Here is a 10,391-nt window from a genome sequence, read left to right on the forward strand (position 1 = left end):
CATGGGCGAGGTCGGGCGTGCCATTGCGGATGACAGGGTTTCCCGCCGACGTTACGACCGAGAACGCGCCGCGAGGCAGGAGGCCGAGCGCCTGCTGGAGGCGAAAAGCCGGGAGTTGTTCGGCGCTTATGAAGCGCTGAAGGCTCAGGCTGCGGCGCTGGAACTGATGGTCACGGAACGCACCGCAGAGTTGGAAGCGGCCAAGACCACCGCAGAATCCGCCAACGCCGCGAAAAGCGGATTTCTGGCCATGATCAGTCATGAAATCCGCACGCCGCTGAACGGTGTCTTGGGCATGGCGACGGCCCTGACCGAAAGCGAACTGCCGACAGAGCAGCACGAAATGGCCGAAGTCATCCAGTCCTGCGGATTGTCCCTGTTGGAGCTGTTGAACGATCTTCTGGACCTCTCCAAGATCGAGGCGCACAAGATGGAGGTCGAAAAGCGCGACTTTGACCTCGATGCCCTGTGCCGAGAGGTCGAGCAGGTCTATGGCCCCAAGGCCGTTTCGCAGGGGCTGACCCTGACCGTGACACAGGCCAAGGGGGTCGGCGGGCGGTTGCGCAGTGATCCGACCCGGTTGCGGCAGGTCATCACCAATCTCGTGTCCAACGCGCTGAAATTCACTGCGCGGGGCGGCGTCAACGTGGATCTGTCGCGGGATGGTCCGATCCTTGAAATCCGTGTCAGCGACACCGGGCCGGGCGTGCCCCCGGAAAAACGTGCGCGCCTGTTCGAGGCCTTCACCCAGGCAGACGCCTCAATCACGCGCAAGTTTGGCGGCACGGGGCTTGGCCTGACGATATCCCGCCGTGTTTGCCGGTTGCTGGGCGGAGACCTGATCTATCAGGAGGCGCCGGGCGGTGGCGCCTGTTTCGTGGCGCGACTGCAGGTGCAGGACGCGGGCAGCCCGAGGGTCAGGCGGGACGTTGGAGGCGCCAATTCCGAAGCGGTTCTGTCACAGAAGCGCTGGCGCGTTCTTGTGGCCGAGGACAGCGAAACCAATCAGCGGGTTCTGCGACTGCTGCTAAGGCGCTACAGGCTGCAGCTGAAGATGGTAGAGGACGGAGCGGAGGCGGTAGAGGCGCATTGCGCAGACCCCTATGACCTGATCCTGATGGACGTGAACATGCCCGTTATGAACGGGCTGGAGGCCGCGGCCATGATCCGGCAGGTCGAGGAAGCGCAGGACGCCCCGCGCGTTCCGATCATCGCGCTGACGGCCAACGCGATGACCCATCAGGTGTCCAGTTACCTGCGTCAAGGGATCGACGCACATGTCGCCAAGCCGGTCAAACGAGAGGAACTGGTTGCCGCAATGGCCGAGTTGCTGATCGATCAGGCAGAGTGAGCGCCGTCGGCGAGGCCTTTGACGAAACTCAGGACCTCTTCCACCGGCTTGCCCGAGGCGATCTCGCCGACGATGGCGGATCCGACGACGCAGCCATCTGCGACAGAGGCGATTTCCCGGCTGGTCTCCGGCGTGCGGATGCCAAAGCCGACGATCACCGGCAGATCTGTCTGCGACTTGATCCGCGCGACTTCCGGGCCGACATCGGTGGCTTGCGCGGCGGCGGCACCGGTGATCCCGGTGATCGAGACATAATAGACAAAGCCAGAGGTATTCTGCAGCACCTTTGGCAGGCGCTTGTTGTCAGTGGTCGGCGTTGCAAGGCGGATGAAGTTCAGACCGGCCTTCTGCGCCGGAATGCATAGTTCCTCATCTTCCTCCGGCGGCAGGTCGACGATGATCAGCCCGTCGATCCCAGCCTCGTTGGCCTGCTGCAGAAAGGTATCGACGCCGCGCGAATAGATCGGGTTGTAATAGCCCATCATGACGATCGGGGTCTCATTGTCCCCGGCGCGGAAGTCACGCACCATTTGCAGGGTCCGGTCCAGTGTCATGCCACCTTCCAGCGCGCGCTGACCGGCAAGCTGGATCGTCGGGCCGTCGGCCATCGGGTCCGTAAACGGCAGGCCGAGTTCGATCACGTCGACACCGGCGGCGGGCATGCCCTTCATCACGGCAAGCGAGGTGTCCACATCCGGATCCCCGGCCATGATATAGGCGACAAAGGCTTTGCGGCCCTCGGTTTTCAGCCGGGCGAAGGTGGATTCGATACGTGTCATGTCTCACTCCCAGAAGGCTTTTGCCTCTTGCCGGATCGGAATGGGAAAATCAATGGCGGGCGACGTTCTGGCAAAACATGACGGTTTCTTGACGCACCTCAAGGCGTGGCTGCCCAAGACCTGCGATAATCAGGTGGAATTGAAAAGGAGACCCTATGCCGCCAGCCTTCGACGCCCCCGTTCCGCAGACCATGCCCCCCGAAAACGACGTGCAGACCAAAGCCGCGCCGCAGATCGCCCCCGTCGAGAATGGGCCAATTAACGAGGCGACAGAGCTTCCTGTGCCGACGCCGCAGCCGGGTCCGCGCAATCGCCACCCCAGTCCTGATGAGATTCGACGTGCCTTTGAAACCGGTGAATATCCCTATGAAAGGAAGCTGTCGCGCCGCGCCTACGAGCGTGAAAAGGCCCGGCTTCAAGCGGAACTTCTGAAAGTCCAGCATTGGGCCCAGGAAACCGGGCAGAAATTTGTCTTGCTGTTCGAAGGTCGTGACGCCGCTGGCAAGGGCGGGACGATCAAGCGCTTTACCGAGCATCTCAACCCGCGTCTTGCGCGCGTGGTGGCACTGAACAAGCCCACCGAAGAAGAACGCGGCCAGTGGTATTTCCAACGCTACATTCAGCACCTTCCGACCAGCGGTGAGATCGTGCTTTATGACCGGTCTTGGTACAATCGTGCCGGGGTGGAGCGCGTCATGGGGTTCTGCGAGCCGAACGACTACCTCGAATTCATGCGTCAGACGCCGGATTTGGAGCGGATGCTGGTGCGTTCCGGGGTCCAGCTGTACAAATACTGGTTCTCCGTCACCCAGGACGAACAGCGTACGCGGTTCAAGAGCAGGGAGACAGACCCGCTGAAGCAGTGGAAACTGTCGCCGATCGACATGGCCAGCCTGAATAAGTGGGATGACTATACAGAGGCGAAAGAGGCCATGTTCTTCTACACGGACACCGCCGACGCGCCCTGGACCGTCATCAAGTCGGATGACAAGAAACGCGCGCGCCTGAACTGCATGCGGCATTTCCTGTCGACGCTGGATTACCCGGACAAAGATCCCAAGATTGCCAAGGCCCCCGATCCGCTGATCGTCGGCGGGGCAGGGAACGTCATTCACCGCTCCAAGCATATTCTTGGCAAGGCCCTGCATCCGGACACGCGCAAGGCGACCTGACCATTGGCCGGGCGGCTCAGGTGATGTCGCCCAGCCAGACCATCAGCGGGGCGAAGGCGGTGAAGACGTGGCGCAGGGTGCCGTCTGGATCGTCTGACAGCCCATCTTCCAGCCGGTCCTGCCACGCAACGAATCCCTTGTGCCGCAAAAGCTCCTCGCGTGGGTGATCGTCGGGGTAGGGGGGCGGCACCCGTTCCAGCGCCGGTGGATCGACGCGCCAGTCTTCCCGATCCAGATGTTCTGCCAATTCCGCGCCGGTGTCCGCGATGACAGCCTCGCGCCATCGGCTCAGCTGTTCCGGTTCGAATCGCATAACGCCCGCCCCGGCCGTGGCGTAATCGGGCGAAATGCCCAGCATCCAAGCGCGCCCATCGGGCAGGGACCACATCATGTGCAGGTGCGTGTGATACGGTGTCTTGTCTTCGGAAAAGCGCACGTCGCGGTGCGGACGGAACAGTTTCGTGCGCGGCGGGCTGCCGCTTTCGTCTTGCAGCCATTGGGCGATCTGCGCCAGCAGCTTCTCAGCCGGTCGCTTGAGCGTGCTGTCGTAGCGCGCCTTGTTCGCCTGAAACCAGCCGCGGTCGTTGTTGTCCGACAGCTCTAAAAGAAAGCTGCGCGCGTCCGGCATCAGCCGGTTCAGATCCACTGGTTCTGCCATGATGATATCCCGGGAACAAAAAGCCCTGTTAATGAAGGATAGCATAGCCTGTCCAGAGACGCACCTCTGCCCTTGCCACTGCGGCGGAGCGGTTCTAATGGCTCGCCATGACCTATACGAATAGCCATAGAAAGCACCTGAACGCGATCCTGCGTCTGGGCCTGCCGCTGATCGGCGGGCATCTTGCGCAATTCGCCATCAGCCTGACCGACACCATCATGATCGGCTGGTACGGGGTGCCCGAACTGGCGGCGCTGACGCTGGCGGGATCACTGTTCTTTACGTTGTTCCTGTTCGGATCGGGCTTCGCATGGGCTGTCATGCCGATGGTGGCGGCCTATGCCGCCCGCGGGGACGAGGTGCAGATCCGCCGGTCCACGCGCATGGCGCTATGGCTGTCGATCCTTTACTTCTTCGCGACCATGCCGCTGCTGTGGTATTCCGGCGCGATCCTGCGGGCCATGGGTCAGATCGAAGAGGTGGCATCGCTGGCGCAGGTTTATCTGCGCATTGCCGGGGTCGGAATGCTTCCCGCGCTGGGCGTCATGGTGCTGAAAAACTACCTTGCCGCGCTGGAACATACGCGGGTCGTCCTGTGGATTACGCTTGGGGCCGCAGGGGTCAATGCGCTGGTCAACTATGCGCTGATCTTCGGCAATCTGGGCGCGCCTGAAATGGGTATCGCCGGTGCGGCGCTGGCCTCTGTTTCGGTGCAGATCGTGTCCTTGGTGCTGGTGGTGATTTACGCACTGCGGATCCTGCCGCAGCATGACCTGTTCGTGCGTTTCTGGCGACCGGATTGGGAGATGTTCGGGAAGGTGTTCCAACTGGGGTGGCCGATTGGCCTGACGACGCTGGCCGAGGTGGCCCTGTTCGCCGGCTCGGCGGTGCTGATGGGATGGCTGGGAACCATCCCGTTGGCGGCACATGGCGTGGCGCTGCAGATTTCCTCTGCTGCGTTCATGGTCCAGCTTGGCCTGTCGAACGTGGCGACGGTACGGGCGGCGTCCGCGCTGGGCCGGGGCGATCTGGAGGATCTCCTGCAAGGGGCCAAGGTAATCTCGTGGTTGGGCGCCGGGGCAGTGGCGCTGACGATGACGGTCTTCCTGCTGCTTCCGGAAACCTTGATGGGAATGTTCATCGACCCCGAAGACCCTGACCGTGCGGCGATTATCGCGGCAGGGACCGGCCTTTTGATGATGGCGGCGCTGTATCAGGCGGTGGACGCCGCACAGGTGATCCATGTGGGCCTGCTGCGCGGGCTGCAGGACACACGCACGCCGATGATCATGGCGGCGGTCGCCTATTGGGGCGTGGGCATGCCCGCCGCCTATCTGTTTGGTATCAGGCTGGACTGGGGCGGGATGGGCGTCTGGTTCGGACTTGTGCTTGGCCTTGCCGTTGCCGCGGGTCTTCTGATGACCCGCTTCTGGCGGCGCAGTCCGGGCCTGATGGCGCGCAGCCTTGCCGCCTGACGTCCGGGCTTTTGTGCAACACCGATAGCACTTGGCCAGTTCCTCCCGGGCATTTCCATGCGAAACGCCGTTTTATGGGGGTATTCCTGTATTGAGTGGCGAGAAGTCGATTGGTTTAGTGCTCTCGTCGGGACCGCAACAGCGGCTTGGACCACTCTAGGGACAACAGGACGTTTTCAGGAGACGAAAATTATGGACGCAGCGGCAGGCGGGTACACCCGCAAGGTGACCATGGGGGAGGCGATCAAGCTCTTCTTCACCAACTACGTGAAATTCGACGGCCGGTCGAACCGGGGTGAATACTGGTGGGCCTTCCTCGGGATCATCATCATTTCCTTCGTCCTCGGCATGATCGATGCCATGTTGGGCATTCAGCTGCTGGGCCTCATCTTTTCGCTGGCGACGCTGGTTCCGGGCATCGCCATCGGCGTGCGCCGTCTGCATGACATCGACAAATCGGGCTGGTGGCTGCTGATTGGCCTGATCCCGCTGATCGGTGCGCTGGTGCTGATCTACTTCTTCGTGCAGCCGCCGACCCCGGGTCCGAACCGCTTCGGCTGAGCCATCACGCAGCGCAGGTTTCAAACGCCCCTCTTTCCCCCGGAAAGAGGGGTTTTTCTTTGCCCGCTTGCGTCCCTGCCTGTGCGCGCATAGAAGCGGCGCGTCACGCATGATGGAGGGTGTCGCATGGGCTTTCGGATGGGAATCGTGGGGCTGCCCAACGTGGGCAAGTCGACCCTCTTCAACGCATTGACCAAGACCGCCGCGGCGCAGGCGGCGAACTTTCCCTTCTGCACGATTGAGCCCAACGTGGGTGACGTGGCCGTGCCCGATGCGCGGCTGGACAAGCTGGCCTCTATCGCCTCGTCCAAGCAGATCATTCCGACCCGCATGACCTTTGTCGACATCGCGGGCCTCGTGAAGGGCGCCTCAAAGGGAGAGGGGCTGGGCAACCAGTTCCTTGCCAACATCCGCGAGGTGGACGCCATCGCCCACGTCCTGCGCTGTTTCGAGGATGAGGACGTGACGCATGTGGACGGCCGCGTCGATCCGGTCAGCGACGCCGAGACCATCGAGACCGAACTGATCGTCGCCGACCTCGAGAGCCTCGAAAAGCGGCTGCAGAACATCGTCCGCAAGGTGCGCGGTGGCGACAAGGAAGCCGCCCAGCAGGAGCGCCTGATGAAGATGGCGGTCGAGGTTCTGGAACAGGGCCAGCCGGCGCGGGTGGTCGAGGTGGCCGAGGACGATCTGAAGGCGTGGAAGATGCTGCAGCTTCTGACCGCCAAGCCGGTGCTCTACGTCTGCAACGTGGATGAGGGAGACGCCGCCGAGGGCAATGACCTGTCGGCCAAGGTGGGAGAGATGGCGGCGGCACAGGGCAATGCGCACGTCGTGATCTCGGCCAAGATCGAGGAAGAGATCAGCCAGCTGGACGCCGAGGAGGCGCAGGAATTCCTGTCCGAACTGGGTCTGCACGAGGCCGGTCTGGACCGGCTGATCAAGGCGGGCTACGAGCTTTTGGACCTGCAGACCTATTTCACCGTCGGTCCCAAGGAGGCGCGCGCCTGGACGATCAAGCGGGGCACGCGGGCACCGCAGGCGGCGGGTGTGATCCACGGCGATTTCGAAAAGGGTTTCATCCGGGCAGAGACCGTGGCCTATGACGATTATCTGGCCTGCAACGGCGAGACGGGCGCTCGGGACGCGGGTAAATTGCGGGCCGAGGGCAAGGGGTATGAGGTCAAGGACGGGGACGTGTTGCACTTCCTGTTCAACACCTGATTTACAGGGCTATGAACTGGGCTGTCCACGCGTGGTGAAATACCCAGGGTAAGTTTGCCACTTTGGGCATTTCGGCTGCCACCTGGCGGGTCTATCTCTGCCACCTCGGCGTAAGTCATTGAAATTGTGTGACACAGAAAACGCCGCTCCGAGACGGGGCGGCGTTTCTCGTTCCCGGTGGCCGGGCTTGACCTTTGGCCTGCGCATCGCCTTCTTGTCCGGCATGACACATGCTCTTCCCATCGGCCTCATACGGGGCACCTGAACCGCCCCTCCGGGCCCCGGCGCGCCGCCATGTGGCTGCGGCCTGGGCCTGTCCCGTTCAGCCAACTTTGGTAAGACCACCATGCCCAAGATCAAGATCATCCATGTGCAAAACCTCGACACCGACGAGCGCGCCATCAACAAGCGCCTGCGCGATTTCCTCCGCGAGACGCGGCAGAACAGGCTGGCGCGAGAGCTCATCGGGGACGATGCGAATTCCTCGCAGTTCGATGAAGTCGACCTCGAACTGTTCAAGACGACGCTGCCGGAAGCGGGCCTGACCTACAAGGACGAGGCTGCGATCGCGGCGCGGGTGCGCTGCCTCGTCTCCAAGCGCCATCGGGCCACGGGGACCGCGCATCTCTCGAAAGATGACCTTGCGCGCCTCTCGCCGGAGGATGCCTCTATGGAGGCCGTAATGGCACCGTCGGAACATCGGGCTGACGAGATCGCCGCAGCGCTGCACGCGCAGATGCCCTGGATGGGCCGGGCGACGGAGTGTGCCTGGCATGACCTGCGCCGGGCCGCGCGCCGCGGCACGCCGATCAAGATCGCGCCCATGGTAATCAATGGTCCCCCGGGCATCGGCAAGAGCGCCTGGACGCGGGCCCTGGCAGATCAGCTCGAGCTGCCACTTGCGCAAAGCGATGCAGGGGCCGGTAGCGCCGGTTTCGACATCGTGGGCGTCGAGCGCGGTTGGAGCAGCGCGCAACCCGGGCGGCCGGTGAACCTGCTGCTGGATCATCGGATCGCCAATCCGATCTTCGTCGTGGACGAGATCTGCAAGGCCGGTGTCGCGATCTCGACGCAAGGGCGGGCCTTCTCCATGACCGAGGCCATGCTCGGTCTCATGGAGCCTGGTACGGCCCGGGCCTGGAACTGCCCCTATTTCCGTGTGACCTTCGACATGAGCCATGTCTCCTGGCTGTTCACCTCGAACAAGCTGAGCACGGTGCCGGAGCCGTTCCTGTCGCGCTGCCAGATCGTCGAGGTCCGCGACATCACCCCGGCGCAGCTGCACGACTTCGCCGTGCGGCGCGGGCTGGAGATGAAGCTTTCGCAGGAGGCCTTGGAGGCCGTCTGCGAGGCGCTGGTGATGGCGCCCCGGATGACGGGGCGCCGGATGAGCCTGCGGGACGTGGTGCGTATGCTGGAGCGGGCGGAAACCTTGGAGGGGCGGCCGCGGCTGCAGTGAGCTTAAGCGGTGTAGGTTCTCCAGAAAAGTCCCTTTCTCCGCGCGTGGATCAAAGACGGCATATGCACTTTTTCCAGGTGCAGTACCGAGAGCAATTCGGTTATACAGATCCAAATATTCGCTCCCGTGCGTAGTTCCTGCCGAGTCAGTTGTCGGAATCACGATAATTCGGGAAATTGGTTTTGATCCGTCTGCGTAGCCAATTTCCCAAGGGCACCATCGGCTTGCGGGCGAGTTCTGTGTCGCGAGGTATAAGAACCAATCGAGTTTCCGAATCTTATCCTTGATCTTGTTGGCCGTGATGTGACTGGTTTTAACAGGCATTGTCTCGTCCTGCCAATCAACGTAGACGTTCCATCCGTTGCTACGAAGAAAGGCTTGGATGCGGTAGACGAGTTCTCTGTCCTTGTGGCTGTGTGACAAGAAAGCGGTTTGATGTCCTTGGCGCAAAGCATCTTCTGTGACCATCTCCCTTGTCTGGAGGTTGGCGTCGGGCTGGTATTGCCGGATTGTTGACTGAAGTACCATTTATCGACCTGCACTGACTGCGGCATTTCGAACCCAATTGGGAAAATTCGCCGCGCCGTTGTTTCTCGCGTAGCAATGCAGATTCGAGAAGTCGGAAAGCCTGCGCACTTGTCCGCCATTTGGAATAAACCAGTCATTGGCAGGTGTAATTGCTTGCTGATAGTCGGAGTATTGTTGCCAGCCTGAATTGACGAGCTCAGCTAACCGAACTTGCCTCGACGCATCCCGGTAGAGGCCCATGTATGACAACGGATCTGGTCCTTGTTGCGATATTTGGCCCTGTCCGTTCCTGAGGTTTGAGATTTGAACCGTAAGCAGGCCATTTCCTTTTAGTACGCTACGCGCGATTTGATATCGAACCCATCGGCGCGCATAAGTTGCCTGTCCGGCAAGAACGCAGGTTACTGACGTATTGACAATACTGTCGCGTATCAGAGTCTTCAGGGCATTGTCGCTGGTAAGCTTCTTGCTCTCCCAGATACTCGCGTCAAAGAAGCCGAAACCTTCCCGGGATCCAGGTTTGGCATGTCTCCATGAGTTCCGTACCTGATTAGCTCTCCAAACATCATTCTGATGATGAAACGAGAAGAACACTCGCCTTTTGTCGGGCCAAACATGGTCATCTTTAAGTCACGCTCCGCAAATAATGATTCCTGCCACTACGGCCAGTGAGAACAGGACTGCAAGATAGAAGACTGATACAGACCACGTAATGGCAAGTCTGAACGCGGTGCCGAAATGCGAAGCAAATGCAGTGGCATCCATGGTGTATGGATCAACGCGCTCGCCTGTCCGAACTTTGTCGTAGAGCTTCCTGTACGATCGCTCAATTCGGAGGTAGTTGGCGTCCATGATCCAAAACATGAAGATCGGAATGAGGGCAGACACAGCGTAATAGACAGAAGGCTTGCTGGCGCTTGCCAAGGCGGCAATTGCGGCACTGCCAAACGTGGCGGCCAGTGCCTTCAGGGTAAACGAGTTGGCGCCCATCCTGGAAATCACGCCTTGCAACATCGTCAGGTGTGCGATCTTGATACTCTCGAGATACTCGTGGCTATGGTCTTCCCCCACTGAAGTGGTCCTCCGCTATGTTTAGGAAAACGGAGGAAATACATGGCCAACAGGCGCCCCAAGCCCGAAGAGATTGTCACGAAGTTACGGCAGGTTGAGGTTCTAACGGGGCA

10 protein-coding genes and 1 pseudogene are annotated in these 10,391 nt (G+C 61.0%); 6 read left to right on the forward strand and 5 right to left on the reverse strand.

Annotation, left to right across the window (positions count from 1 at the left end; all coding sequences use genetic code 11):
* The first annotated feature begins 1 nt into the window (after position 1).
* Positions 2-1,351 (forward strand): ATP-binding protein, encoded by a 1,350-nt coding sequence (locus tag ACTXGA_RS21500; protein ID WP_443396770.1) that lies wholly within the window; start codon positions 2-4, stop codon positions 1,349-1,351.
* Here the strand turns inward: ACTXGA_RS21500 and trpA are convergent.
* A complete protein-coding gene (gene trpA, locus ACTXGA_RS21505; protein WP_443396771.1) occupies positions 1,339-2,130 on the reverse strand; it encodes a tryptophan synthase subunit alpha in 792 nt (263 codons plus the stop codon). The two genes, ACTXGA_RS21500 and trpA, sit on opposite strands and share 13 nt — an antisense overlap.
* Positions 2,131-2,285: 155 nt before the next feature.
* On the opposite strand from trpA, the gene ppk2 reads away from it, so the two are divergent.
* Complete coding sequence (ppk2, locus tag ACTXGA_RS21510; protein WP_443396772.1) at positions 2,286-3,302, forward strand: polyphosphate kinase 2; 1,017 nt, start codon at positions 2,286-2,288, stop codon at positions 3,300-3,302.
* A 16-nt stretch (positions 3,303-3,318) separates the two neighbouring features.
* On the opposite strand, the gene ACTXGA_RS21515 is transcribed toward ppk2, so the two are convergent.
* Positions 3,319-3,960, reverse strand: coding sequence for a TIGR02453 family protein (locus tag ACTXGA_RS21515; protein ID WP_443396773.1), 642 nt, complete (start codon positions 3,958-3,960; stop codon positions 3,319-3,321).
* Positions 3,961-4,067: 107 nt separating this feature from the next.
* Between ACTXGA_RS21515 and ACTXGA_RS21520 the strand changes: the two genes are divergently transcribed.
* From ACTXGA_RS21520 to ACTXGA_RS21535, 4 genes are all read left to right on the forward strand, one after another.
* Positions 4,068-5,435 carry an MATE family efflux transporter gene (locus ACTXGA_RS21520; protein WP_443396774.1) on the forward strand — a complete coding sequence of 456 codons (1,368 nt, stop codon included), beginning with the start codon at positions 4,068-4,070 and terminating at the stop codon, positions 5,433-5,435.
* Positions 5,436-5,627: 192 nt separating this feature from the next.
* Complete coding sequence (locus ACTXGA_RS21525) at positions 5,628-5,996, forward strand: DUF805 domain-containing protein (protein WP_443396775.1); 369 nt, start codon at positions 5,628-5,630, stop codon at positions 5,994-5,996.
* A gap of 126 nt (positions 5,997-6,122) precedes the next feature.
* The gene (gene ychF / locus ACTXGA_RS21530) at positions 6,123-7,220 is read left to right on the forward strand and encodes a redox-regulated ATPase YchF (protein ID WP_443396776.1); all 1,098 of its coding nucleotides are present in this window, start codon (positions 6,123-6,125) and stop codon (positions 7,218-7,220) included.
* 346 nt (positions 7,221-7,566) lie between these two features.
* Complete coding sequence (locus ACTXGA_RS21535; RefSeq protein WP_443396777.1) at positions 7,567-8,679, forward strand: AAA family ATPase; 1,113 nt, start codon at positions 7,567-7,569, stop codon at positions 8,677-8,679.
* Between the two features lie 162 nt (positions 8,680-8,841).
* On the opposite strand, the pseudogene ACTXGA_RS21540 reads toward ACTXGA_RS21535, so the two are convergent.
* The 3 genes and pseudogenes from ACTXGA_RS21540 to ACTXGA_RS21550 all read right to left on the reverse strand — a co-directional run.
* Positions 8,842-9,207 (reverse strand): annotated as a pseudogene (locus ACTXGA_RS21540) (toll/interleukin-1 receptor domain-containing protein); the annotation flags it as partial.
* Positions 9,208-9,801 carry a TIR domain-containing protein gene (locus ACTXGA_RS21545; RefSeq protein WP_443396778.1) on the reverse strand — a complete coding sequence of 198 codons (594 nt, stop codon included), beginning with the start codon at positions 9,799-9,801 and terminating at the stop codon, positions 9,208-9,210.
* A 36-nt stretch (positions 9,802-9,837) separates the two neighbouring features.
* A complete protein-coding gene (locus tag ACTXGA_RS21550) occupies positions 9,838-10,278 on the reverse strand; it encodes a hypothetical protein (protein WP_443396779.1) in 441 nt (146 codons plus the stop codon).
* Positions 10,279-10,391 lie beyond the last annotated feature (113 nt).

Origin of the sequence: Antarctobacter jejuensis, from assembly GCF_052266595.1 — a bacterium.
Lineage (GTDB): Bacteria > Pseudomonadota > Alphaproteobacteria > Rhodobacterales > Rhodobacteraceae > Antarctobacter > Antarctobacter jejuensis.